The organism is Streptomyces sp. E-08 (assembly GCF_049913095.1).
GTDB lineage: Bacteria > Actinomycetota > Actinomycetes > Streptomycetales > Streptomycetaceae > Streptomyces.
Map to the genome: position 1 here is coordinate 1554045 of NZ_CP183971.1, position 24982 is coordinate 1579026.

The window sequence follows — 24982 nt, forward strand, 5'->3', positions numbered from 1 at the left end:
TCAGGTCGTGAACGCCGTCAGGTCGTGAACGCCGTCAGGTCGTGAACGCCGTCAGGTCGTGGCCCCGGTCGGGGTCCGGTCCGCGAGGACGAGGGCGTGCTGGACGACCGCCACGAGGACGTCCTTCACGGACTCGCGGTCCCGGGCGTCGCACATCAGAAGCTCCACCTCGGGGTCGAGGTCGAGCGCGCCGCGCACGCTCTCCGCGGGGAACCGCCGGGCGCCCTCGAAGCAGTTGACGGCCACCGTGAAGGGGATGCCGCGCCGCTCGAAGTAGTCGATGGCGGCGAAGCTGTCCTCCAGACGGCGGGTGTCCGCGAGGACGATCGCGCCCAGGGCTCCCTGGGCCAGCTCGTCCCACAGGAACCAGAAGCGGTCCTGCCCCGGCGTGCCGAAGAGGTAGAGGACGAGGTCCTCGCGCAGCGTGATCCGGCCGAAGTCCATCGCGACCGTGGTGGTCGTCTTGGTCTCGACGCCGTGCAGGTCGTCGACGGGCCGCCCCGCCTCGCTGAGGATCTCCTCGGTCCGCAGCGGCCTGATCTCGCTGACCGCGCCCACCAGCGTCGTCTTGCCGACCCCGAACCCGCCCGCGACGAGGATCTTCAGGGTCACCGGCTCGACGTAGGGCTTCTTGCGGCTAGAGCGCCCGAAGGCCATTGATCACCTCGCGAAGAATGCTCACGTCCGGCAGCTCGGCCGGCGGAACGGGGCGGGTCACATGGACGAGTTCGTCCTCGACGAGATCGCCGACCAGGACCCGGACCACCCCGACGGGGAGGTCGAGTCCGGCGGCGAGCTCGGCGATCGACTGGGGCTGCTCGGAGCAGCGCTCGACGATCTCCACGTGTTCCGGGGAGAGCGTCTGGTCCCGGCCGGGGTCGTCGGCGGCGGGCTCGGGGACGACCACCGCGATCAGGTCGAGCCGGTGGCGGGTGGCGGCGCTCGTCCGGCCGCGGGTCATCGCGTACGGACGGACCACCGGCCCGGCCTCGTCGTCGTACCAGCTGTGGTGTCCGGGGGTCAGGTCCCGCTTCCGCCGGTTCCGCTCGGCTTCGTCACTCATGCCGTCCCACTCACCCTCCCGAGGGCAGGCCGGTCCGGGGAGCCGTCGTGAGGTGGGCCCCGACCCGCTTCACCATCAGCGTCATCTCGTAGGCGACCTGGCCGACGTCCGAGTCGGCGTCCGCGAGCACCGCCAGGCAGCTGCCGTCGCCGGCGGCCGTGACGAAGAGGAAGGCGTCCTCCAGCTCGACGACCGTCTGACGGACCTTGCCCGCCTCGAAGTGGCGGCCGACGCCCTTGGCGAGGCTGTGGAAGCCGGACGCGACGGCGGCCAGGTGCTCGCCGTCCTCCCGGGTCAGGTCCTGGGAGGCACCGGTGGGGAGTCCGTCGCTGGAGAGCACCAGGGCCTTCCGGATGGACCCGACGCGCTGGACGAGCTCGTCGAGGAGCCAGTTCAGCTCGCCGTTTCCGTGGCCGTGTCCGGAGGTCGTGCTGGATGCTGCGGCGTTCGGTGCGGTCATCGACCGTCCCCCTCGGGTGTCGTTCCTGGTGCTGTCGGGTCGTCCGGCTCTGTGGTGTCCTGCCGGCCGCGCTGCCAGCCACGCTGCATGGCGGCCATGCGCGCGCGTACCTCCTCGGCGTCGCGTTCGAAGGAGTCGGGTCCGTCGGACGGTGCTCCGGTGCCCGTACGGGCGTCGGCGCGGGCTCCCGTACCGCGGCCCGCCTGGCTCTCGCTCTCGCGCAGCTGGGGCGCGAGGCTGGCCTGGCGGACGCGGCGGGGCAGGCCGCCGAACGGGTCCGGGCTCTCGGCCGGCCCGGGGCCTTCCGCCGGCACGGAACCCTCCGGTGGTACGGGGAAGAGGACGGGACCGGCTCCCGGGGCGGCCGACAGGCCGTGCCGGTCGTCCTGCGGGTGCCCGCGGTCCGGCTGGGGCTGGGAGCGGTCGGCCTGCGCGTGGGCACGGCCCGGCTGCGGGTGCGCGCGGTCGGCCGGCGCGTGGGCGCCGTCCGGGCCGTCGAGGCGTCGGCCGTGGTCCACGACGAGCGTCGGGGTGCGGCGGCGCGGCAGCGGCACGGGACCGAGGAGCGGGCCGCCGGCGGGCGTGTCCTGCTCGGCGCGGCCCGCCGTACGGTCCGGGGCCTGCTCGTGCTGCTCGCCGGCGGGCGCGAGCCCGGTGCGGCGCCGGTCGCGGGGGCGGAAGAGGCCGCCGCGCTCGCTGTCGCTGTCGAGGAGGTCGGCCGAACGGTCGAGGAGGACGTCGAAGTCCTCGGTGCCGAGCGGGGCCTCCAGCTCGACGGGGCCGTCCAGCGGGCCGGGGCCGGGGCCCTCGGTCACGTCGGGGACCTTCGTGAGGGCGGGCCGGCGCAGGGGCAGGGCACCCTCGTCCGCGGCCGCGTCGTCGGTCCGGCCCGGGCGCTCCAGGGTCTTGCGGTCGAGCCGGAATCCGGCGCCCTGGGTCTCGGGCGCGTCGGTGAGCAGCGCGGCCGGGATGAAGACGACGGCGGTGGTCCCGCCGTACGGGGAGGTCTGGAGCGACACCCGCACGTTCTGGCGCTGGGCGAGGCGGCTGACGACGAAGAGGCCGAGCCGGTCGGTGTCCGAGAGCTCGAACTCGGGGGTCTCGGCGAGGCGGAGGTTGGCGTCGAGCAGGGCGTCGGGGTTCATGCCGAGGCCGCGGTCGTGGATCTCCAGGGTGAAGCCGTTCGCGACCCGCTCGCCGAGCACCTGGACGGCGGTGTGCGGGGGCGAGTACACCGTGGCGTTCTCGAGGAGTTCGGCGATGAGATGGGTGAGGTCGGCGACGGCCGGGCCGCCCACGCCGAGACGGGGCAGCCGGCGCACCTCGATCCGCTCGTAGTCCTCGACCTCGGCGACGGCGGCGCGGACCACGTCCATGAGCTGGACGGGCTTGCGCCACTGGCGGGAGGGCGCGGCGCCGGACAGGATGACGAGTCCCTCGGCGTGCCGGCGCATGCGGGTGGTGAGGTGGTCGAGGCGGAAGAGGTCGGCCAGTTCGTCGGTGTCCTCGGTGCGCCGCTCCATGGTGTCGAGGAGGGTCAGCTGACGGTGCAGCAGGACCTGGTTGCGGCGGGCGAGGTTGACGAACACCTCGGAGACGCCGCGGCGCAGTTCCGCCTGCTTGACGGCGGCCTCGACGGCGGCACGCTGGAGGGTGTTGAGGGCCTGGCCGACCTGGCCGACCTCGTCCCCTCCGTAGAGCAGGTGGGGCACCTCGGTGCCGACGTCGACCTGCTCGCCGGCGGCGAGGCGGCGCATGACGCTGGGGAGCCGGACGCCGGAGACCTCCTGGGCCTCCTTCTGCAGGCGGCGCAGGTCGCGGACGAGTTCGCGGCCGATGCGGAGGGAGATGACGACGGAGGCGATCAGGGCGAGGAAGCCCAGGACGCCGGCGACGCCGACCTTGAGGAGGACGCTGTACGCGGCGGGCTGGACGCGGTCCTGGTAGCGGTCGCCGGCGGCGGTGTTCTCGCGGGCCAGGTCGTCGAGGACGGGACTCGCCTGGTCCTGCCACCGCTCGGCGGTGATGGCGCGCGGGCTGTCGGTGGGGCCCTCTTCGATGATCGCGTTCTCGGCGGTGCGCAGCGGCTGGGTGTCGGGGCTGCGCCAGTACTTCTCGAAGTGCTCGCGCTCGGCGGCGGGCAGGAGTTCGAGGTTGACCTCGTAGAACTGCTCGCGGTTGGCGACGAGGTCGGATATCGCGCGGATCTCCTCGACGGTGACGCGGTCCGCGACGAGCGCGGAGAGGACGAGGGCGTCCTCGCGGGAGAGCAGCTCCCGCGCGCGCGTGATGCCGACGAGGGCGCGGCCCTGCTTGTCCATCTCCACGTTCTCGAGGGCGTGGAGGGTGATGAGGAAGCTGTAGCAGGGGTCGACGAGCCGGTTGTAGAAGTCGAGGGCCTGCATGCGGCCGATGTCCCGCTTCTCCACCGAGCGGCGCAGCGAGGCGAGGCCGTCGAGTGCGTCGAGGAGGGAGGTGAGCCGCTGGGCGGTGACGGGCCGCATCTCCTCGCGCACGCCGGGGTCGGCGGCGTTGGCGCGGATGCGGGCGATCTGCCGGTCGGTGGCGCGGCGGGTCTCGCTCAGGGAGGCGAGGGCGTTGGAGCCACGGGGGTCGGCGAGGTAGATGAGCGACTGGCGGCGTTCGATCTGGATGACCCGGGCGGTGTCCTCCAGGGGGTAGCCGACCTTGTCGACGATGTAGCCGACGTCGAGGAGCTGGTCGGCCTCGCGGCCCGTCAGGACCGTGGCGAATCCCCACAGTCCGGTGAGGGAGACGAGCGGTACGAGCAGCAACGCCACGATCTTCCTGCGGATGGACTTCCCGCGAAAGCGCATGGCCTCCCCCAGCTCGGCCCCCGTGCGCCACGGGGGTCCTTCACGTTCGTGACGTCCGGCGTCAACACGCGGCGTCAACCTTGAATTTCAACAAACGGCGGCGCGAGCCTACTACTGCATCACGGCCATCCCGAAGGCGTGTCCGAGCTATTTTCAGCCTGTCGAGTGAGTGTTGATCATGAGATGTCCTGGTATTACGGGAGTTGGGATTGGCCACTGTGGCGTAGGACACCTGATGGTGTGCCATTTCTCCTGCCTGCACGGATGGCTGGAACTGTTCGTTCCGCCAGGACACGTGTCGAGTTCGTCCCCACCCGGGCGAAACCTTTTCCCTCTCTCGTGCGTCAATACGTACGGGGAGGGTTCTGTCCGTGTAAAGGCGCTCAAGACGGGCAGCCGACCCTGAAGTCGTTCAGTGGTGGGGAGTGACAGGACAATGGAACACGAGTCGCGGTCGGCGCGGCAGTTGTGGGTGGATGACGAGCGGGGCCGGCGACGGATGCCCGATCCGGTGCGGAACGCCGCGGTGCGGGCCGTGATGATCACGTCGGTGACACTCATCCAGGCCGTGGTGGCCTTCTTCTGTACGGTCGCGGGCGCGTGGCTGGCGTTCCCGATGACCGTCACGGCGGTCGCCTCGACCGTCGTGGCCACCTGGAGCGTCCTCGACGTCTGGATCACCCGTCAGGTGTGGCGTCAGCGCAACGGCGTGGTGTCGGAGCCGAGCAGCACGGCGCGTCCGTCGATCCGGGCGCGGCGCGGCGAGGGCCGTACGGAGACGGCGTCGCTGTCCGAGGCGGCCTGAGCGCCACGGTGAGGACGAGCGGCCCGGTCCCCGGAAGGGGGCCGGGCCGTTCGTCGTCGGACGGCCCGGTCCCGGAAAGGGGCCGGGCCGCTCGTCGTCGGACGGACGGGTCCCGGAAAAGGGCCGGGCCGCTCGTCGTCGGACGGACGGGTGTCACACGTCGACCGCCGGGGCCGGTTCGTCCGACTGGTGGCGGCGGAACATCCGGGTCGCCGTGATCTCGCCGTGGATCGTCTCCCCCTCCGAGCGGGGCTGCGGCAGGCCGGGGCGCAGGTGCTCCTCCACGCTGATGTACTTCAGTCCCGCCCGCAGGTCCGCGTCGTTGCGCAGCCGGATGACCAGCGGGAACTCGGCGAGCGCGGTCGTGTCGAACAGGCCCGTCGTGTAGAGGAGCTGGACGCCCAGCGCGTCCGACACGGCCCGCTGGAGCTCCAGGAGGTACGTGGCGTTGGCGCGGCCGATCGGGTTGTCGAGGAACAGCGTGCCCGCGTGCCGGTGCTTGTCGCGGCCCCGGTCGTTGGAGCGGAGCGCCGCCATCGTGCAGTACAGCGCGATGGCCGCGGTGAGCAGCTGACCGCCGGAGAAGACGTCGCCCATCTGCCCGACGGGGACCCGCTCGGCGCGCAGCACCGCGTCCGGCTTGAGGATCTCCACCGAGACGCCCTTCGGCTCCAGGGCCGCCTGGACTCCCCGCAGGAGCAGCGACATTCCGTCGCGCCGCAGGTCGGAGTTCTTCTTCACGGCGGCGCGGGTCGCCTCGTCGACGACCTCGCCGAGCCGCTCGGCGAGCGAGGCCTGGTCGGGCTCCTCGAAGCGGATGCGGAGGAACTCCTGGCCCGACCACTCGCCGAGGCCCTCGGGGAGTCGGGAGAGCCGCTGGGCGGAGCGGAGCGTCGCGAGCGAGGACTCCACGAGGCCGCGGAGGCGGTCCACGATCGAGTCCCGGTTGCGCTCCAGCTGCTCCAGCTCGTCGGTGAGGACCCGCAGCCGGGGGGCGAAGGCCTCGGCCCACTTGGCGGCGTGCTCCGGCAGCGCGGACGCCGGCAGCTCGCGGATCTGCTGGCGGGCGGGGGTGCGGACCTGTTCGTAGCGGGTGGAGTTGGCGTGCCGGACGAGGATGTCGCTCGCCTCGCGCACGGCGGCGTCGGCGCCGGACAGTTCGGCGGTGCAGGCGCGCAGCGAGCGGCGCGCCTCGGCCGCGACCGTACGGGCCTCCTCCAGGGTGCCCGGGTACGGCTCGGTCTCCTCGCGCTCCTCGTCCGTGTGGTCGCGGAGCAGGTCCCGGAGCAGGGCCGCCGTCTCGTCGAAGCCGCCGGCGGCGTCCTCGGCGGACCGGTGGTCCCGGAGCAGACCGGCGTGGGCGGCGCGTGCCGCGTCCAGGGCGTCGGTGCGGGAGGCGAGTTCGGTGGTGGCGGTACGGAGCAGGGCCTGGGCCCGCTCGGCGTCGGCGGGCACCAGCTCCTCGGGCAGCTCGGTGTGCGCCTCGCCGTCCTCGGGGGCGAGGCGCTCGGCCTCGCCGCGGAGCCGGCCGAGCTTCTCGCTGGCCTCCGAGGCGCGGGTCTCCAGCATCTGGACCAAGGCCTCGGCGCGGGCGGCGGCGGCCTGCCGGGACGGGCCGTCGGCGCCGTCGGTGGACTCCAGGAGCTGTTCGGCGCGGGTGCGGACCTTGTTGGTGAGGCGGTCGAGCTCGGCGAGGGCGGCGGACTCGTCACTCTCGGCACGGGCCTGCTCGGCGCGCAGGTCGGCGCCGACGCCGACCTTCTCGTACAGCTGGGAGGCCGCGCGGTAGGCCTCGCGGAGGGTGGGGAGCGCAGCGCGGGGCGCGTCCGGCTCCTGCTCCGGGAGGGTCTCGGGGGCGCCGGCGATCTCGGCGCGCTCGGCCCGCAGGGCGCGGGCGGTGCGGTGGGCGTCGTCGGCGGCGCGCTGGGCGGCGCGGCGGTCCTCGTCGGCGGCGCGGGCGCGCTCCAGGCAGGTCGTGGCGCGGGCCTCGGACTCGGCGGCGTCGTCGGCGAGTTCACGGAGCTTGGCCTGCCAGGCGGCCCGCTCGCGCAGCCGGAACGCCAGGCCCGCGAGCGCGTCGGCGACGCGGCGGGCGCGCTGGGCGGCCTCCTGGCGCTCGTCGCGGAGCCCGGCCGCCTCGGCGGCGGTCTCGTCGGCCTCCGTGCGGGCCGTGCGGGCCTCCTCCAGGGTGGCGGCGGCGGCTTCGGCGGTCTCGCGGGCGGTCGTGGCGACGGAGGCGAGCTCGGCGAGCATCCCGAAGGGGCAGTCGGCGCGCCAGGCGCCGATCCGGGAGGCGAGGGCGCGGTCGCCGGAGAGGCGGGCGGCGAGGGTGCGGATCTCCTCGTCGCGGGCGGTGGCGCGGGCGCGCAGCGCCTGCCGCTCCTCGTCGGCCGCGTGCTCGTCGTGCATGGCCGGGTTCGGCGGGACGAGGAAGACGCCGCCGTCCTCGGCCGCGTCCTGCGCGGGTACGGGCGCGAGCAGGGCGGCGGCGGTGCCGACGGCGACGGCGGAGCGGGGCAGCAGGGCGGCGGTGCCGAGGACCTCGCGGGCGCGTCCGTACGAGATCGGGTCGGTGATCACGACGCCGTCGACGAGCTCGGGGCGGGCGGCGAGGACCCGGGCGTGGTCGGCGGGGTCGACGGACTGGGCGAGGTAGCGCCAGCCGGGGAGGGCGGGAATGCCGTGCTCGCCGAGGTACTCGACGGTGGCGAGGACGTCGGGGCCGGGCGGCAGCAGGCCGCCGTCGCCGAGGGCGCCGAGGATGCGGGAGTCGTCGGCGGCGGCGGTGCGCAGGTCGAAGAGCTGGCGCTCGGCGGAGGCGACGGCCTGGTCGAGCAGGCCGCGCAGCTCGTCGGCGTACCGGTCGAACTCGGTGACGGTGAGCGGGCCCTGGTGCTCCGGACCGGGACCGGCGTCCTCCTCGGGCTCGGCGCCGGAGGTGGCGGCGCGCTGGCCCGGGAGCGGGGAGCCGGAGGACGGCAGGCTGAGGAGTTCCGCGAGGCGCTCCTCGGAGGCCAGGGCCTCGGCGGCGCGGCGCTCCGCGTCGTAGGCGTTCCCGGCGGCCTCGGCGGCGTCCGCGGCGCGGGCGGCGGCGAGTTCGGCGCGGGATTCGGCGCCGGCGGCCTCACGCGCGCGTTCGGCCGCGGTGCGGGCGGCCTCGCGGGCCGTGTCCCAGGCGGCGACCGTCGTCTTCTCGGCGTCGCTGGCGGCGAGCGCGGCGCGGGCCGGGTCGGCGTCGGGGGCGGTGTCGTCGAGCCAGCCGGCCCGTACGGCCTCGGCGGTCTCCTGCTCGACCTCGGCGAGCCGCTGGCGCAGGTGGCCCGCCTCGCTGCGGGCCCGCTGGGCCTCGGTGGCGGCGGTGGTGGCGTCGCGGTGGGCGGTCTCGCTCGCGTCCTGGAGAGCGGTGGAGCGTTCCTCCTCCTCCGCGGCGTGGCGCTCGCCCTCCTCGGCGGCGGAGGCGAGGGCCCGTACGAGATCGGCGGCGGCCTCGGCGCGGGCGGCCAGGGCGGGGGCGGCGTCGCGCTCGGCCTCGCGGATGGCGGCGGCCACGCGCGCGGAGCGGTCGCCCGCGGCGCGGTGGCGCAGCACGACCTCGGCGGCCTGCCAGGCGGCGTGCACGGTACGGGCGTCGACGAGTTCACGGCGCTGGGCGGCGGCGCCCTTCTCGGCTGCGGTCAGGGCCAGGGAGGCGTGCCGGTAGGCGAGTTCGGCGGCGATGAGGGAGCTGCGGCCGCGGGCGGTCTCGGCCTCGGCGACGGCGTGCCCGGCCGAGGTGACCTGCTGGGCGAGTTCGGCGGCGCGGCCGCGCTCCTCGGCGGCGCGGGCGGAGAGCCGGCGGGCGAGGGTGCGGGTGCGGCGCTCGGCGCCGGTGTGGACCTCGCGCGCGTGGGCGCGGGTCGCCGCGGCCTCGACGATGCGTCCGAGGAGGTCGACGGAGCCGGCCGTGAAGTCCCGCTCGGCGGTCAGTTCGGCGCGGCGGCCGAGCTTGTTGCCGAAGCCGCCGACGAGGTCCGCGAGGCCGTCGGTGTCGCGGGTGTCGGTGACGGCGCGCAGCAGCAGGTCGGTGAAGTCGGAGTCCTTCTTGACCGCGAAGAGGCCGGCGGCCTCGCCCTCGTCGGCGTTCATCTCGCGCTGGTAGCGGAAGAGTTCGGGATCGAGGCCGAGTTCGCCGAGGTGCTCGTTCCAGCGGTCGTGGATCTCCTCCCAGACCACCTCCAGGTGCGGGTAGGCCTTCCCGGCCTCGGTGAGGGCGTCGCGGAAGCCCTTCATGGTGCGGCGGCGGCCGGTCGCGCCGGAGGCGCCCTCGGCGGCCGGACGGACGGAGGTGGCCTCGGCGACGGGGAGGTTGTCCAGGCTGAGTCCGGGGCCGGGACGGAAGGAGTACCAGGCCTCGGCGAACTTCCGCGGGTCGTTGGAGACCTGGCGGCCGCGCCACTCGCTGGCCTTGCCGACGACGACGAGCTCGCCGGTGAGGGTGTGCTGCCACTCCAGGGCCACGTGGCCGCAGTCGTCGGCGAGGAGGAACTTGCGCAGCACGCCCGAGCTGGCGCCGCCCAGGGTGTTGCGGTGGCCGGGGAGCATGACCGAGAAGATCAGCTTGAGGAGGACGGACTTGCCGCCGCCGTTCTCCAGGAAGAGCACGCCCGCGGGGGCCGGGCGGCGCGGCGGGCCGACCGGCTCCTCCTCGAAGAACTCCGCCTGGGTGGGGGCGGGATGGGGCACGGGCGCACCGACTCCGCGCAGGTCCAGGACGGTGTCGGCGTAGCGTGCGCCGGCGGGACCGATGGAGTAGAGGCGGACCCGGGACAGCTCGTACATGGCGAGGGACTCTCGTGCTCTCGTGCTCGTCGTGCTCAGGAAGGTCGGATGCTCGGGGCGTTGCGCGCGGCGGTCACGCGGGGCGGTCACGCATGGAACGGAAGGCCCGCGTCGGCGGCGAGTTCCAGGTCGTCGCCCTCGGGCGGCGGCAGGAGGGTCGCGGAGCCGTCGCTGACCGGGACGACACCGAGTTCGAGGAGCTCGGCCATGGCGGCGGAACCGGCCATGTCGCGGACCTGGAGCTGGTAGCGCGCGGTGGTGCGGTAGGAGCCGCCGCCCTCGTCGCCGGTGCGCTGGAGGAAGCCGGAGTCGGTGAGGAACGCGGCCGCCTTGCCGACGATGCCGGTGGTGGATCCGGCGAGGCGGCGGGCGTCCTTGGTGGCTCCGGTGGCGCTGCGGCGGGCGTAGGTCCGCCAGGCGGACTCCAGGCCGGGGGCGTCGGAGGCCGGGTCGGTGTTCTCGCCCTGCTCCTCGGCGCGCTGCTCCAGGCGCAGGCAGGCCTGGCGGACGAAGGCGTCGACGCCGTTGACCGTGAGCCGGCCGATGTACGCGTCGTCGGCGAGGTCCTCGGGCCGGGGGAAGGCCATGGTGGCGACCGCGAGGTGGGCGAGGCCGTGCAGGAAGCGGTCGGCGGAGTCCGTGGAGGCGCGGCGGGCGTAGTCGCCCATGCGGACGGCGAAGACGGAGTCCTCGCCCGCGGTGACGGCCATGCCGGCGCGCGGGGACACCTCGAGGACGACGAGGCCGAGGCCGGTGGCGACGGCGTCCGCGAGGCGCGCGAACGCGGGGTCCTCGCGGTAGCGGCGCAGCAGCTCGGTGTACTCGGCGTCGCGGGCCGGGAGGAGCTTGGGCTGGAGGCCGAAGGACACGAGCCGGGCCGCGTCGGCCGCGTCCGCGGGGGTGACGGCGGAGGCGGTGGAGGGGGCCGGGGGCTGCGGGGGCTCCTGCTCGCTCCACGCGTCGGTGTACTCGGCGTGGGTTTCGCTCACGGCTGGGGCTCCTCGGTACGGCTCTCGGTCGGTACGGCGCGGGGGGCGGGTCGGGGTACGGGCAGCGGCAGCGGGACCGGCGTGACGGCCGCGGGGGCGGCGGCGGGGCCGGGGCGCTCGGCGGGGGCGGGCGGCTCGTCCGTGAGCCGCACGGCCCGCACGGCCGGGAGGTCCCGGCGCCGGGACGGCGGAACGCGGGACGGCTCCGGCATGGTCACGGTCACGAACCGCGGCCGTCCGCCGGTCGCGGGATCGGGCGTCTCCCCCGGCGCGGGCCGGTCCTCGGCGCCGCGACCGCCTGCCGACGGCTGCACGGGCACGGGGCCCAGGCGGGGACCGTGGGAGGGGTCGACCGAGTCGGCGGAGTCGCCGGCGTCGGCCGCGTCGGCGTGGTCGGTCGTGGCGGCCGCGTCGGAGGGGCCGGTCGGAGGGGCCGGTTCCGGTACGAGGTCGGCGGAGGGCGCGGCGGGCGCGGGTGCGGCGGCGGGCGCCGGTGCGCCGGGGTCCGCCGCCTCCGTCCGGGCCGTCGGTACGGCGACGGGCGCGGGCACGGGCGCGTGCTCCACGGTGGGCGGCGCGGGTGCGGCGGTGACGTCCGCCGGCTCGGCGGGGGCGGGGGCGGCCGTGGTCACCGGGGGGACGAGGGTCACGTGGCCTCCGAGCGGTCCGCGGCCATGCCCACCGCGTCCAGCAGCGCCGTACCGACGATGAGGTCGGCGCCGCCGAACTCGGGGTCGTCGAGCGGGGTGCCGTCGTCGACGGCGAAGAGCAGGCGCTCCTCGCCCTGGCGGTAGGCGGTGCCGACCGGGGGGCTCGCCGCGTGCACGGCGAGGAGGGCGACCAGGTACGGCAGGTCGGCGTCGAGGCGGCGGGCCTCGGCGAGCAGTCCGGAGAGGCGGCGAGGGGCGTCGTGCTCCAGGTCGAGCAGGCGCATGGCGCTCGCGAGCTGCTCCTCGCTGAAGCGGGAGTCGTCGGGGGTGGCGATGAGGTCCGGCTCGGGCATCTCCACGCCGAGGTGCTCGCGCTCGACGGGCGGGGTGAGCAGCAGGTCGACGAGGTCGCCGAGGCGGACGGAGGCGGGGGTGCGCAGTCCGGTGCCGTGGGCGAAGAAGGCGTCGGTGACGCGGGTGGCCTGTTCGACGGGGAGCGGCAGGACGGGGGCGACCAGCTGTCCGTAGAGGTCGAGTCCGGTGTACGCGGTGGGGGCGGCGAAGGCCTGGCGGTCCTGCTCGGCGCGGAAGAGCGGCCCGGCCTCCAGGAGGCGGGACTGGAGCTGGGTGTGGCGCCGGATGCAGTCCTTGACTATGTCGACGAGCTCGGCGGCGCGCCGCTTGTGCTCGGCCGTCCTGGCGTCGGCCGTGGCCTCGGCCTCGTCGCGGACCTTGCGGATGTTGGTGAGGATCGCGTTCTCGTGGCGGTAGCGGTCGGCCACGTGGTCGAGCGCCTCGGCGATCATGTCGGGGACCGTGTGGAGCCAGTCGACGGCGCGGACGTTGCGCCGGGTGGCCTCCAGGGTCTTGCGGAGGGTCTCGGCGTACTGCACGGTCCGGTAGCGGGCCTGCTCGGCAGCGAGCTGGGCGTCGGCGAGCCGGCCCCGGTTGATGAGGACCTCCAGCTTCACCTCGGCGGCGATCTGGGCGCTGGTGACGTCGGTGTCGAGGGCTCCGACGAGGACGTTGACCGCTTCGTCGGTGGTGCGGAGGTAGACGCCGCCGCCGTACCCGGGGACCTCTTCGATGAGCTTGAAGTCGTAGTCCCTGCGGACGTAGACCCCGTCGGTGCCGAAGGTGCCGTAGACGGCGCGGAAGCCGCGGTCGACGCTGCCGACGTTGATCAGGTTCTCCAGGACCCAGCGGGCCACGCGCTCGTGCTCGGCGGCGGGCCGGGTGGGGGCCTGGGCGGCGACGCGGGGCAGCAGGCGGGCGACGATCTGCTCGTGGTCGGCGCCGGTGTCGAAGTCCATGTTCAGCGTGATGAGGTCGATCGCGGCGAGGGCCACCTCGGCCATCGCGTAGACCGTGTACTCGCCGGCCAGGTTCGCCTTGCGCGCGTCGAGGTCGTGCAGCGGGGCGGTGCACGCGAGCGCGCGGAGGCGCCGCGCGAGCCCTTCGTCGGCGGCCGGGCCCAGCGCGGGGCGCGGCCCCGCGCTGAGCTGGGGCGGAGCGAGGTCCGTCGAGGCAGGCGAAGTCACGGTGCACAGATTAGGTCCTCACCATGACAACGGTCGAAACGGCGCAGATGCGACCGGGCCGGCCGGTAGCCTCGTCCGGCCTGTGCGCTCAGCCCGCCGGGCCCGCGGGATCGTCGACGGCCTGGGCGTAGGCGGCGGCGACCCGGGTGCGGGAGTCGTCGAGGTAGCGGGCGAGGAGCCGCTCCGCGGAGGCCCGTTCACCGGCGCGCAGGGCGTCCAGAATCTCCCGGTTTCGTCGGAGATAGGGCTCGTGCAGGGCGTGCGGGTCGTCGACGACGTGGAAGGCGAGGCGGAGTTCGGCGAGGACACCGCGCATCAGTTCGTCGGTGCGCGCGCTGCCCGCGAGGGCGACGAGCTCGCGGTGGAAGTGGATGTTGGCGGTGGAGACGCCCGTCCAGTCGTCGGCGCGGGCCGCGGCCTCGCCCTCGGCGACGGCGGCGGCGAGGCCGTCGACGGCGAACGGCGGCTGTCCCAGGCCCCGGACGACGGCGCACTCGACGAGCCGCCGGGTGCGGTAGATGTCGTCCACGTCACCGACGGCGAGGACGCGGACGAAGACGCCCCGGTTGAGCTCGTGGACGAGCAGCCGTTCGTGGGTGAGGAGCCGGAACGCCTCGCGGAGTGTGTTGCGGGACACACCGAGGGCGCCGCCGATGCTCTCCTCGGAGAGCCGCGCACCGGGCGGGAAGTAGCCCTCCGCGATGCGGGTGCGCAGGATGTCCGCGACCCGCTCCGCCGTGCTCGTGCGCCCCAGGAGCACGCGGTCGTCCGCCAGCCCTCCGGCCCCACTCAGGTCCACAGCGTCTCGCCCCTTCCGTCGTCCGCGGCCGAGTCAACCGCAGAAACGAGGAAGCGACAACATGCCTCTTGTCGGATCGTTGAACAATCCTCTACCTTGACGGCACCGCACGGTTCCTCAGTACGTCTCTCAGGTACGCCTCCTTCTCCTGCGAGGTGCAGATGAGCACGACACAGACCCGGCAGCACTCCCAGGGCGAACGGCCCGACGACACGGGCGCGTTCGCCTGGCTGCGCGCCCTCGGGCCCCGCGGCCGGCGCGCCTTCGGCGGCGCTTTCGGCGGATACGCCCTGGATTCCTATGACTTCTTCACCCTGCCCCTGTCGATGGTGGCCATCGCCGCCTCCTTCGGCCTCGACAAGGGCCAGACCGGCCTCCTGACCACCGTCACCCTCGTCGTCTCGGCGGTCGGCGGCGCGCTCGCCGGCGTCCTCGCCGACCGCATCGGCCGGGTACGGGCGCTGATGATCACGGTCGTCACGTACGCGCTCTTCACCGTGGCCTGCGGCTTCGCGCCGAACTACGAGACCCTGCTGGTCTTCCGGGCGCTCCAGGGCCTGGGCTTCGGCGGCGAGTGGGCGGTCGGCGCCATCCTGGTCGCCGAGTACGCCTCGGCGAAGCACCGGGGCCGGACGCTCGGCGCCGTGCAGAGCGCCTGGGCGGTCGGATGGGCGCTCGCGGTGCTCGTGTACACGCTGGTGTTCCAGTGGGCGGACGCGGACCTCGCCTGGCGGATCCTCTTCTGGACGGGCGCGCTGCCCGCGCTCCTGGTCGTCTACGTCCGGCGGAACGTCGAGGACGCCCCGCAGGCGGCCGAGGCCCGCAGGTCCGGCGCCGGGCGCGGCTCGTTCCGGGCCGTGTTCCGTCCCGGCCTGCTGCGCACCACGCTCTTCGCGACCCTGCTCTCCACCGGCGTCCAGGGCGGCTACTACACGCTGGCCACCTGGGTGCCGACCTTCCTGAAGACCGAGCGCGGCCTGACCGTCGTCGGCACCGGCGGGTATCTGACCCTGCTGATCTCCGGGGCCTTCACCGGCTATCTGACCGGCGGCCACCTCACCGACCGGCTCGGCAGGAAGAAGAACATCGCCCTCTTCGCCGTGCTGTCCGCGGTGTCCGTCCTCGCGTACACCCACATCCCCGCCGGGGCGAACACCCTGCTCCTGCTGCTGGGCTTCCCGCTGGGCTTCTGCATGTCGGCCATCTTCAGCGGCTTCGGCTCCTTCCTCGCGGAGCTGTACCCGACGGCGGTGCGCGGCACGGGGCAGGGCCTCACGTACAACACGGGGCGCGCCGTCGGGGCCGTCTTCCCCACCCTGGTCGGCTTCCTCGCCGAGAGCTGGGGCGTGGGCGGAGCGCTGGTCTTCGGCGCCGCCGGCTACGGCCTGGCCGTGCTCGCCCTGTTCGGGCTGCCCGAGACCCGCGGGAGGGAACTCGTATGACCACCGCACCACCAGGTGAGAGAGGAAACACCCCATGACCTGGGTCCCCATCGATCTCAACGCCGATCTCGGCGAGGGCTTCGGCCGCTGGACGCTGACCGACGACGAGCAGCTCCTGTCCGTCGTCACCAGCGCCAACGTGGCCTGCGGCTTCCACGCCGGGGACGCGGCCACCATGCGGCGGGTCTGCGAGCTCGCGGCGGCGCGCGGGGTGCGGATCGGGGCCCAGGTGTCCTACCGCGACCTGGCCGGCTTCGGGCGGCGCGCGATGGACGTCCCGGCGGACGAGCTGGCCGCCGAGGTGGCGTACCAGATCGGCGCCCTGGAGGTCTTCGCCCGGGCCGCGGGCTCGCGGGTCTCGTACGTGAAGCCGCACGGCGCGCTCTACAACCGGGTCGTCCGGGACGCGGAGCAGGCGGCGGCGGTCGTCGAGGGGGTGCTGCTCGCGGACCGGACGCTGCCGGTCCTCGGGCTGCCGGGGTCCCGGCTGCACGAGGCCGCCGCGGTGGCCGGGCTCCCGGTCGTGACCGAGGCCTTCGGCGACCGGGCCTACCGGGCGGACGGCTCCCTGCTGCCACGGGGGCGGGAGGGGGCCGTCGTCGCGGATCCGGACGAGGTCGTCGAACGGTCTGTGTCCATGGCCCGGTTCGGGGTCGTCACGGCGCACTGCGGGAGCTCCGTCGCCGTCCGGGCCCGGTCGCTCTGCCTGCACGGGGACACGCCGGGCGCGGTGGGCCTCGCCCGGCGGGTCCGGGAGCGGCTCGAAGCCTCCGGCGTGCGCGTGGAGGCCTTCGCGTGAGGGTGCTGAGGGTGGGCGACCGGGCCCTCCTGGTGGAACTGGAAGGCGGCGGGGCGACCGAGGCCTTCCATGCCGAGCTGCTGCGGCGCCGGGCGGCCGGTGCGCTGCCCGCCGTACGGGAGATCGTGCCGGCGGCGCGGACGGTGCTCCTCGACGGCGTGGACGACCCGGGGCGGCTCGCGTCGGAGCTGGCCGGCTGGGAGCCGGGGCCGCCGCACGCGCGCGTGGGCGAGACCGTCGAGGTGCCGGTCCGCTACGACGGGCCCGACCTCGCGGAGGTGGCCGGGCTCTGGGGCGTGTCCGTGGAGGCGGCCGTACGGATCCACACGGCGGCCGAGTTCCGGGTCGCCTTCTGCGGGTTCGCGCCGGGCTTCGGCTATCTGACGGGGCTCGGCGAGCGGTACGAGGTGCCGCGCCGGGCCACGCCACGCACGGGCGTCCCGGCCGGCTCGGTCGCCCTGGCCGGCCCGTACACGGGCGTGTACCCGCGCTCCTCCCCCGGCGGCTGGCAGCTGATCGGCACCACGGACGCGGTGCTGTGGGACGCCGGGCGGGACCCGGCCGCGCTGCTCACGCCCGGCACCCGGGTCCGGTTCACGGCGGAGGGCGGGCGATGAGCGACCGCGCGTTCGCCGTGGTCCGGGCCGGGGCGCTGACCACCGTGCAGGACCTGGGGCGCACGGGGTACGCGCATCTCGGCGTGCCCCGCTCGGGTGCCCTCGACCCGGGGGCCGGGCGCCTCGTCAACCGGCTCGTCGGCAACCCGGAGGACGCGGCGGTCCTGGAGACCACCGTCGACGGGTGCGCCCTGCGGCCCCGGTGCGCGGTCACCGTGGCGGTGGGCGGCGCGCCCTGCCCGGTCCGGGTGGACGGCCGTCCGGCGGCCTGGGGGACGACGGTCCGCGTCGGGGCCGGTTCCGTCCTGGAGGTCGGCGCCGCCGTGCGGGGACTGCGCTCGTACGTGGCGTTCGGCGGCGGGATCGCCGTCGCGCCGGTGCTCGGCAGCCGCTCCACCGACCTGCTGTCGGGTCTCGGCCCGGCGCCGCTGGCGGAGGGGGCGGTGCTGCCGCTGGGAGCGGCCACGGCCGTGGGCGGGTCGGTCGACGCTCCTCCCTGGCCGGGCCCGCCGGACGAACTCGTCCTGCGGGTCCGGCAGGGTCCCCGGGACGACTGGTTCACGGGTGCGGCCCTGCGCACCTTCACCACGCGCGCGTACCGGGTGTCCCCGGCGAGCAACCGGATCGGACTGCGGGTCGAGGGGCCGGCCCTGGAGCGGGCCGTGCCGGGCGAACTGGCGAGCGAGGGCATGGTCCTGGGCGCGGTGCAGGTGCCGCCGGACGGGCGCCCGGTGGTGTTCCTGGCGGACCATCCGACGACCGGGGGCTATCCGGTGGTCGCGGTGGTCCGGGAGGCGGACCTGCGCGCGGCCGCGCAGGCCGTCCCGGGGACGCCGGTGCGGTTCGTGGCGGTGCGCTGAAGGGCGGGCGGGCGGTGGCTCAGAGGGGCGGTGGGCCGTATCCCCCGCCGCCCGGGGTGCGCAGGACGAGGACGTCGCCGGGGCCCACCTCCGTGGTGGCGGCGCCCTCCAGGTGCTCGACGGTGCCGTCGGCGCGTTCCACCAGGTTCTCGCCGAGGGCGCCCGGCGCGCCGCCCGCCATCCCGTACGGCGGGACCCTGCGGTGACCGGTGAGGAGGGCCACCGTCATCGGCTCCAGGAAGCGCAGGCGCCGCTCCACGCCGTGGCCGCCGCGCCACCGGCCGCGCCCGCCGCTGTCCTCGCGTACCTCGAAGGCGTCGACCCGGACCGGATGGCGCCATTCCAGGATCTCGGGGTCCGTGAGGCGGGAGTTGGTCATGTGGGTCTGGACGGCGTCGGCGCCGTCGAAGCCGTCGCCGGCGCCCGAACCGCTCGCGACGGTCTCGTAGTACTGCACGTGCGCGTTGCCGAAGGTGAGGTTGTTCATCGTGCCGGAGCCCTCGGCCTGGACGCCGAGGGCCGCGTAGAGCGCGCCCGTGACGGCCTGGGAGGTCTCGACGTTCCCGGCGACGGTGGCCGCCGGCGACACGGGGGCGAGCATGGATCCGGGCGGGACGCGGACCTCCAGGGGCTCCAGGCAGCCGCTGTTGAGCGGGATGTCCTCGTCGACGAGGGTGCGGAAGACGTACAGGACGGCCGCCATGACGACGGCGGTGGGCGCGTTGGCGTTGCCGGGCAGCTGGGGTGAGGTGCCGGTGAAGTCGAGTACGGCGGAGCGCCGTTCGCGGTCGACCCGGACGGCGACCCGGATCACCGCCCCGCCGTCGGTCTCGTAGCGGTACGCGCCGTCGTCGAGGCGCGCGACGATCCGCCGCACCGACTCCTCCGCGTTGGCGCGGACGTGCCGCATGTAGGCCTGGACGACGTCTAGGCCGAACTCCTCGACCGTACGGCGCAGTTCCTCGATGCCCTTCTCGTTGGCGGCGATCTGGGCGCGCAGGTCGGCGAGGTTGGTGTCCGGGTCGCGGGAGGGGTGGCGGGCGCCGGTGAGCAGCGCGCGCGTCTCGGTCTCGCGGAGGTGTCCGTCGCGGACGAGCAGCCAGTTGTCGAAGAGGACGCCCTCCTCGTCGACGGTCCGGCTGAAGGCGGGCATGGAGCCGGGCGTGATGCCGCCGATCTCGGCGTGGTGCCCGCGCGAGGCGACCAGGAAGCGGAGTTCGCCGCCCGATTCGTCGAACACCGGGGTGACGACGGTGACGTCGGGGAGGTGGGTGCCGCCGTGGTACGGGTCGTTGATCGCGTACACGTCGCCGGGGCGCAGGTCGTCCGCGCGCCGGCGGAGCACCTCTTTGATGGACTCCCCCATGGAGCCTAGGTGGACGGGGATGTGGGGGGCGTTGGCGATGAGGTTGCCCTCGGCGTCGAAGAGGGCGCAGGAGAAGTCGAGGCGTTCCTTGATGTTGACGGACTGGGCGGTGTTCTCCAGGCGGACGCCCATCTGCTCGGCGATGGACATGAAGAGGCTGTTGAAGACCTCCAGGAGGACGGGGTCCACGTCCGTGCCGGCGGCCACGCGCGCGGGGCGGGGGACGACGCGGTGCAGCAGGAGGTGGCCGCCTTCGGTGGCGGTGGCCCGCCAGCCGGTGTCGACGACGGTCGTGGCGTCGGCCTCGGCGAGGATCGCGGGCCCGTCCACGGCGTCGCCCGGCCGCAGGTCCGCGCGGCGGTGGAGCGGGGTGTCGTGGGGCGTGCCCGCACTGTGCATCCGGACGGTGGCCACGGGAGCGAGGGCGCCGGCGCGCTCTCCCGTGTCGACGAGGACAGGGCCGTGCGGTCCCGAGCTGCCGACGGCCTCGACGGTGACGGCCTCCACGACGAGCGGCCGGTCCAGGGTGAAGGCGTACCGCGCGCGGTGGAGGCCTGTGAACGCGGTGGTCAGCTCGTCCGGGGATGCGAGGTCGACGGGAAGACTCGCGTCCGTGCCCGCGTACCGCAGGAGCACGCGCGCGTACGTGGTGATCGCCGCGTCCGGCAGTCCGTCGGCGCGCAGCTCCTCGCGGGTGCGGTCCGCGAGTTCGGCGCAGAGGGCCGTCACGCGCTCGTGGGTGCCGGGGGCGTCGAGTTCGGCCTCGACGGACCGCTCCCGCATGGCGGTGGCGTCGGCGAGCCCGATCCCGTAGGCCGAGAGCACTCCGGCCAGTGGGGGGACGAGGACGGTGTCGATGCCCAGCGCGTCGGCGACGGCACAGGCGTGCTGGCCGCCGGCGCCGCCGAAGCTGGTCAGGGCGTACCGGGTGACGTCGTGGCCGCGCTCCACGGAGATCTTCTTGACGGCGTTGGCCATGTTGAGGACGGCGATCTCCAGGAAGCCCGCGGCGACCTCCTCGGGGCTGCGGCCCCCGCCGACCTCCCCGGCGAGGGCGGTGAACCGCTCCCGTACGGCCTCGGCGTCGAGGGGAAGGTCCCCGCTCTCGCCGAAGACGGCGGGGAAGTGGGCGGGCTGGACGCGTCCGAGCATGACGTTGGCGTCGGTGACGGTCAGGGGCCCGCCACGGCGGTAGCAGGCGGGCCCCGGGACGGCGCCGGCCGAGTCGGGGCCCACCCGGTAGCGGCGCCCGTCGTAGTGGAGGACGGAGCCGCCGCCGGCCGCGACGGTGTGGATGCTCATCATGGGCGCCCTCATCCGCACCCCGGCGACCTGTGTACCGAGTTCACGCTCGAAGGTGCCCGCGTAGTGCGACACGTCGGTGGAGGTGCCGCCCATGTCGAAGCCGATGACCCGGTCGTGCCCCGCCCGCGCCGAGGTACGGGCCATGCCGACGACACCGCCCGCCGGACCCGACAGGACGGCGTCCTTGCCGCGGAAGTGGGCCGCCTCCCGGAGTCCTCCGTTGGACTGCATGAACATGAGGCGGATTCCGGCGAGTTCGCGGGCGACCTCGTCGACGTACCGGCGCAGGATCGGCGAGAGGTAGGCGTCGACGACGGTGGTGTCCCCGCGCGGGATCAGTTTGATGAGCGGACTGACCTCGTGCGAGCAGCTGACCTGGGTGAAGCCGGCGGCGCGGGCCGCCGCCGCGACCCGGGCCTCGTGCCCGGGGTGCCGGTAGCCGTGCAGGAGGACGACGGCGGCGGAGCGGAGCCCGTCGCGGTGCGCGGCGGCGAGCGCGGCCGCGACGGCCGGCTCGTCCAGCGGGCGGACGACGCCGCCGTGGGCGTCGACCCGCTCGGAAATCTCGATCACGCGCGCGTACACCGCCTCGGGCAGCACGATGTGGCGGTCGAACAGCCGGGGCCGGTTCTGGTAGGCGATGCGGAGCGCGTCCCGGAAGCCCTCGGTGATCAGGAGCACGGTCGGCTCGCCGCGCCGCTCCAGGAGGGCGTTGGTGGCGACGGTGGTGCCCATCTTGACGACGGCGATCCGGTCGGCGGGGACGGGGTCGTCCGGGCCCAGGCCGAGGAGGAGGCGGATGCCCGCGACGGCCGCGTCCTGACGGCGGGCGGGGTCGTGGGAGAGCACCTTGCGGGTGACGAGCCTGCCGTCGGGCCGTCGCCCCACGACGTCGGTGAAGGTGCCGCCCCGGTCGATCCAGAACTCCCAGCGCCCGGTCATCTCCCCATTGTGGCCGCGAGCGCCGCCGCGAGGGCGTCGTCCGCGCACGCGTCGAGCGGCGCCGTGCCGCTGCCGTCGGCCCAGTGGCGCAGTTCGGCGCCCGCGAGCAACAGGAGCTGCGGGAGCAGGTCGCGGCTGCGGCGCAGGACCCAGCCGGTGCCGGCGGTGGCGAGCCAGAGCAGGGCCTCCGCGCGGGTCGGGGGCGGCTGGGCGGGCTCCGGCGACGGCGGTGCGCCGTGGGCGAGCCCCCGGGCGGCGAGGAGCCGGTGGAAGCCGGCGGCGACGGCCCGGTGGCCGCGCTCGCCGGGGTGGAGCCGGTCGGCGCTCCACAGGGCCCGGTCCTCGGTCCAGACGGGGTCGGCCAGGTGCAGGTGGACGGCTCCGTACCGGGCGGAGACCGCGTGCACGACGGAGTTCACGGAGCGCTGGCGCCGGGCGAGCGGGCGCGCCAGGGGCGGGGGCAGTCCGAGCATCCGGCCGGGGTCGGGAAGGCAGGCCGTCAGGAGTACGGCTCCGAGGGCGTCGAGGCCGGCGCAGACCCGGTCCAGGCGGCGGGCCAGGAGCACGATGTCGAATCCGTGGCGCAGGGTGTCGTTGACCCCCACGACGACGGAGGCGAGGTGCGGCCGGAACGCGAGGGCGGCGGGGGCCTGGGCGGCGGCGACGTCGGCGCTGAGCGCCCCGCTGACGGCGAGGTTGAGGAAGGCCGTCTCCCGCCCGCCGTCCGAGAGCCCGTCGGCGAGCAGCGCCGCCCACCCCCGCCACTCCCCGGCGACCCGGTCCCCGACCCCCTCGCTGAAGGAGTCCCCGAGCACGACGAACCGCAGGGGCCCGCGGTCGGCACCCCGGACGCAGGCGCCGCGGTCCAGGAGCGCGACAGACAGCTCGGCGGGGCCTGGGGGCCGGGCCCCCGGAGCGTCGGGGGCGTCGGGCACGGCGGGCACGCGGGGCACGGCAGGCACACGGGGCACGGCGGGCACGGCGGGCCGATCCCCCGGCGCCGCGGGCTCGGCGAGCACCGCCCCGGGCGCGTCCGCGAGGACACCCGCCGCCGCACAGGCCGCCGCCTCTTCCGGCGTCATCGGCGCGCCTCCTCGGGTGCGAGCGACCGGGGCGCGGGGAGGGCGTCGTGGGCGTGGAGGAAGGCTGCGACGGCGCGGTCCCAGGAGAAGCCCTCCGCACGCGCGCGTGCCGCCCGGCGGCGGACGCTCTCCGGGGCCGCCAGGAGCCCCCGTACCCCGGCGGCGAAGGCGGTCGGGGTGTCGGCGGCCGAGGCGCCCGCCGCGCCCACCACCTCGGGCAGCGCCGAGGAGGCGCTGACCACCACGGGCGTCCCGCAGGCGAGGGCCTCCAGGGCGGAGAGGCCGAAGGTCTCCGCGGGTCCCGGGGCGAGGCACACGTCGGCCGCCGCCTGGAGGTCCGCCAGGTCCTCCCGGTCAGCGACGTGCCCGAGGAACCGCACCGGGAGGCGCCGTTCGCGCGCCCGCCGCTCCAGGGCGCCCCTCAGCGGCCCGTCGCCCGCGACCACGAGCGCCGCCGCGATCCCCGTGCCCCGCAGCTCCTCCAGGGCGTCCAGGGCCGTTCCCGGCCGCTTCTCGACCGAGAGCCGCGAGCACAGCAGGAGCAGCACCCGCTGCCCGTCGGCGTACCGGGCCCGCAGCGCGGTGCCGCGGCGGCCGGGCCGGCAGCGGTCCAGGTCCACGCCGAGCGGAGCCCGTACGACGTTGCGCGCCCCGATCCGTACGAACTCGCGCTCCGCCCACTCCGTCGTGCACACGATCCGCGCGAAGGCCCATGCCGTGCGGCGGTTGAGCCGGTCCGCCGTGCGGGCCGCGAGCGCGGGGGGCACGCCCCAGGTGCGGAGCACCCCGTCCGCGGTCTCGTGGGAGACCATGACCGACGGCACGCGCGCGCGTCGGGCCCACTCCCCCGTCCACCGCAGGGTGGTGCGGTCCGAGACCTCGATCCGGTCGGGGGCGAGCTCGCCGAGGAGCCGGCGGACCCGGCTCCGGTCGGTGAGGACCCGGTAGCCGCCGGTGCCGGGGAGTACGGGGCCGGGGAGGGTGACGACCCGGCCCTGCTCGGTGCGGTGGTCGCTCGCGACGTCGCCGGGGACGACGAGGACCGGTTCGTGGCCGGCGGCCAGGTAGCCGCGGCCGAGCTGGTCGAGGGCGGTGCGCAGGCCGCCGGAGGTGGGGGTCACGAAGTTGGCGAGACGGACGATCCTGAGCCCGCCGCCACTTCCCGTACCGACGCCGTTCATGCCGCCACCGCCGTCCGCTCGCGCAGCACCTCCAGGTAGTGGCCGATCAGCTCGTCGCCGAGCGCCTCCCAGGTGCGCCCCTGGACGGCGGCCCGGCCGGCGCGGCCGTACTCCGCGCGCGTGGCGGGCGCAGCGGCGAGTGCGGCGACGGCCTCGCGCAGCGCGTCCGGGTCGCCCGGGGGTACGAGGAGCCCGGTGCGGCCGTGGCCGACCAGGTCCAGGGGTCCGCCGGCGGCCGGTGCGACGACCGGGACGCCGCTCGCCATGGCTTCCTGGACGGTCTGGCAGAAGGTCTCGTGCGGGCCGGTGTGGGCGAAGACGTCGAGCGAGGCGAAGATCCGGGCGAGGTCGTCGCCGGTGCGGCGGCCGAGGAACCGGGCGTCCGGCAGGGCGGCGCGCAGCGCGGGCCCGCTGGGCCCGTCCCCGACCACCACGACCCGCACGCCGGGGAGCGTGCGGACTCCGGCGAGCAGGTCCACCCGCTTCTCCGGGGCGAGCCGGCCCACGTAGCCGACGAGGAGTTCCCCGTCGGGGGCGAGCTCGCGGCGCAGGGCGGTGTCGCGCAGTCCGGGTCGGAAGCGGACGGGGTCCACTCCCCGCCCCCAGAGCCGGATGCGGCCGATGCCGTGGGCCTCCAGGTCGCGCACGGCGGCGGAGGACGGGGCGAGGGTCCGGTCGGCGGCGCCGTGCACGGCGCGGAGGCGGCGCCAGGCGGCGCCCTCGCCGGTACCGACGTACGTGCGCGCGTAGCCGGCGAGGTCGGTCTGGTAGACGGCGACGGCCGGTATGCCGAGCCGGGCGGCGGCGGTCATCCCGCGCACGCCGAGGACGAACGGTCCGGCGAGGTGGACGAGGTCGGCGCGGTGGGCGGCGATGGCCGCGGCGACCCGACGGCTGGGCAGGGCGACCCGTACCTGCGGATAGCCGGGCAGGGGGAGGGAGGGCACCCGGACGACGGCGCAGGGGGCGTCGGCGTCCGCTGCCTGGTCGGCGACGGCGGGGGCGATGACGAGCAGGGTGTGGCCCCGCCGGACGAGGTGGCGCGCGGTCTGCAGGGCGCAGTGCGCCACACCGTTGACGTCGGGAGGGAAGGATTCGGTGACGATGACGACACGCATACGGGTGTTGTCGTCGCGCCCGGCGTGGCCCCGCCAACGTGGATCTGGACGGGGAGGGAACGTCCCATGAGCGTTTCCCCCGGGCCCAGGGGCATGGGGCCGGACGGTCAGGGCCCCGAAGCCGCCCGCGCCCGGAAACCGCGGCCCGGGTCCCGGAAACCAGCGCAGCGAGTCCCGGAAACCCACGTCCCGGGTCCCGGAACCCCGCGGCCCGGAGACAGGAAACCCACGTCCCGGGTCCCAGAACCCCGCGGCCCGGATCCCGGAACCCCACCGAGCGAGTCCCGGAATCCTCCGCCCTCGCGTCC

At 75.4% G+C, this 24982-nt stretch carries 18 protein-coding genes; 5 read left to right on the plus strand and 13 right to left on the minus strand.

Features of this window, described 5'->3' with window-relative positions:
* Positions 1-51: 51 nt before the first annotated feature.
* The 4 genes from ACN9MM_RS07085 to ACN9MM_RS07100 are packed head-to-tail and all read right to left on the minus strand — an operon-like array spanning position 52 to position 4360.
* Positions 52-657, minus strand: a complete 606-nt coding sequence (locus tag ACN9MM_RS07085) for a GTP-binding protein (protein ID WP_382870753.1) — start codon at positions 655-657, stop codon at positions 52-54.
* Positions 638-1063: a DUF742 domain-containing protein gene (locus ACN9MM_RS07090; protein WP_426362841.1), complete on the minus strand. Its 426-nt coding sequence runs from the start codon at positions 1061-1063 to the stop codon at positions 638-640. Before ACN9MM_RS07090 ends, ACN9MM_RS07085 begins: the two co-directional genes overlap by 20 nt.
* Positions 1064-1073: 10 nt before the next feature.
* Positions 1074-1523 carry a roadblock/LC7 domain-containing protein gene (locus tag ACN9MM_RS07095; RefSeq protein WP_382870749.1) on the minus strand — a complete coding sequence of 150 codons (450 nt, stop codon included), beginning with the start codon at positions 1521-1523 and terminating at the stop codon, positions 1074-1076.
* On the minus strand, positions 1520-4360 hold the full coding sequence (locus tag ACN9MM_RS07100) for a nitrate- and nitrite sensing domain-containing protein (RefSeq protein ID WP_426362842.1): 2841 nt from the start codon (positions 4358-4360) through the stop codon (positions 1520-1522). The genes ACN9MM_RS07095 and ACN9MM_RS07100 overlap by 4 nt, the downstream gene beginning before the upstream one ends.
* A 550-nt stretch (positions 4361-4910) precedes the next feature.
* Here ACN9MM_RS07100 and ACN9MM_RS07105 point away from each other — a divergent pair.
* Entirely contained in the window at positions 4911-5165 is a 255-nt protein-coding gene (locus ACN9MM_RS07105) for a hypothetical protein (protein ID WP_426362843.1), read from the plus strand.
* Between the two features lie 153 nt (positions 5166-5318).
* Here the strand turns inward: ACN9MM_RS07105 and ACN9MM_RS07110 are convergent, their stop codons facing one another.
* The 5 genes from ACN9MM_RS07110 to ACN9MM_RS07130 all read right to left on the minus strand — a co-directional run bounded on the left by ACN9MM_RS07110 (position 5319) and on the right by ACN9MM_RS07130 (position 13956).
* Positions 5319-9983: a hypothetical protein gene (locus tag ACN9MM_RS07110; protein WP_426362844.1), complete on the minus strand. Its 4665-nt coding sequence runs from the start codon at positions 9981-9983 to the stop codon at positions 5319-5321.
* A gap of 86 nt (positions 9984-10069) precedes the next feature.
* Positions 10070-10972, minus strand: coding sequence for a hypothetical protein (locus ACN9MM_RS07115; protein ID WP_426362845.1), 903 nt, complete (start codon positions 10970-10972; stop codon positions 10070-10072).
* Positions 10969-11622: a hypothetical protein gene (locus ACN9MM_RS07120; RefSeq protein WP_426362846.1), complete on the minus strand. Its 654-nt coding sequence runs from the start codon at positions 11620-11622 to the stop codon at positions 10969-10971. The genes ACN9MM_RS07115 and ACN9MM_RS07120 overlap by 4 nt, the downstream gene beginning before the upstream one ends.
* A complete protein-coding gene (locus ACN9MM_RS07125) occupies positions 11619-13163 on the minus strand; it encodes a hypothetical protein (protein ID WP_426362847.1) in 1545 nt (514 codons plus the stop codon). Before ACN9MM_RS07125 ends, ACN9MM_RS07120 begins: the two co-directional genes overlap by 4 nt.
* An 88-nt stretch (positions 13164-13251) precedes the next feature.
* Positions 13252-13956, minus strand: coding sequence for a GntR family transcriptional regulator (locus ACN9MM_RS07130; RefSeq protein ID WP_426368693.1), 705 nt, complete (start codon positions 13954-13956; stop codon positions 13252-13254).
* Between the two features lie 167 nt (positions 13957-14123).
* Here ACN9MM_RS07130 and ACN9MM_RS07135 point away from each other — a divergent pair, with 167 nt between their 5' ends.
* From ACN9MM_RS07135 to ACN9MM_RS07150, 4 genes are read left to right on the plus strand one after another with little or no spacing between them, the layout of a single operon-like run.
* The gene (locus ACN9MM_RS07135; RefSeq protein WP_426362848.1) at positions 14124-15404 is read left to right on the plus strand and encodes an MFS transporter; all 1281 of its coding nucleotides are present in this window, start codon (positions 14124-14126) and stop codon (positions 15402-15404) included.
* 34 nt (positions 15405-15438) lie between these two features.
* The gene (locus ACN9MM_RS07140) at positions 15439-16203 is read left to right on the plus strand and encodes a LamB/YcsF family protein (RefSeq protein WP_426362849.1); all 765 of its coding nucleotides are present in this window, start codon (positions 15439-15441) and stop codon (positions 16201-16203) included.
* A complete protein-coding gene (locus tag ACN9MM_RS07145; protein WP_426362850.1) occupies positions 16200-16820 on the plus strand; it encodes a 5-oxoprolinase subunit B family protein in 621 nt (206 codons plus the stop codon). Before ACN9MM_RS07140 ends, ACN9MM_RS07145 begins: the two co-directional genes overlap by 4 nt.
* Positions 16817-17680 (plus strand): biotin-dependent carboxyltransferase family protein, encoded by an 864-nt coding sequence (locus ACN9MM_RS07150; protein WP_426362851.1) that lies wholly within the window; start codon positions 16817-16819, stop codon positions 17678-17680. Before ACN9MM_RS07145 ends, ACN9MM_RS07150 begins: the two co-directional genes overlap by 4 nt.
* Before the next feature lie 19 nt (positions 17681-17699).
* Here ACN9MM_RS07150 and ACN9MM_RS07155 read toward each other — a convergent pair whose 3' ends face one another.
* The 4 genes from ACN9MM_RS07155 to ACN9MM_RS07170 are packed head-to-tail and all read right to left on the minus strand — an operon-like array spanning position 17700 to position 24674.
* Positions 17700-21293 (minus strand): hydantoinase B/oxoprolinase family protein, encoded by a 3594-nt coding sequence (locus ACN9MM_RS07155; protein WP_426362852.1) that lies wholly within the window; start codon positions 21291-21293, stop codon positions 17700-17702.
* Positions 21290-22375, minus strand: a complete 1086-nt coding sequence (locus tag ACN9MM_RS07160) for a GDSL-type esterase/lipase family protein (RefSeq protein WP_426362853.1) — start codon at positions 22373-22375, stop codon at positions 21290-21292. The genes ACN9MM_RS07155 and ACN9MM_RS07160 overlap by 4 nt, the downstream gene beginning before the upstream one ends.
* A complete protein-coding gene (locus tag ACN9MM_RS07165; RefSeq protein ID WP_426362854.1) occupies positions 22372-23556 on the minus strand; it encodes a glycosyltransferase in 1185 nt (394 codons plus the stop codon). Before ACN9MM_RS07165 ends, ACN9MM_RS07160 begins: the two co-directional genes overlap by 4 nt.
* Positions 23553-24674 (minus strand): glycosyltransferase family 4 protein, encoded by a 1122-nt coding sequence (locus ACN9MM_RS07170; protein WP_426362855.1) that lies wholly within the window; start codon positions 24672-24674, stop codon positions 23553-23555. Before ACN9MM_RS07170 ends, ACN9MM_RS07165 begins: the two co-directional genes overlap by 4 nt.
* Between the last annotated feature and the right edge of the window lie 308 nt (positions 24675-24982).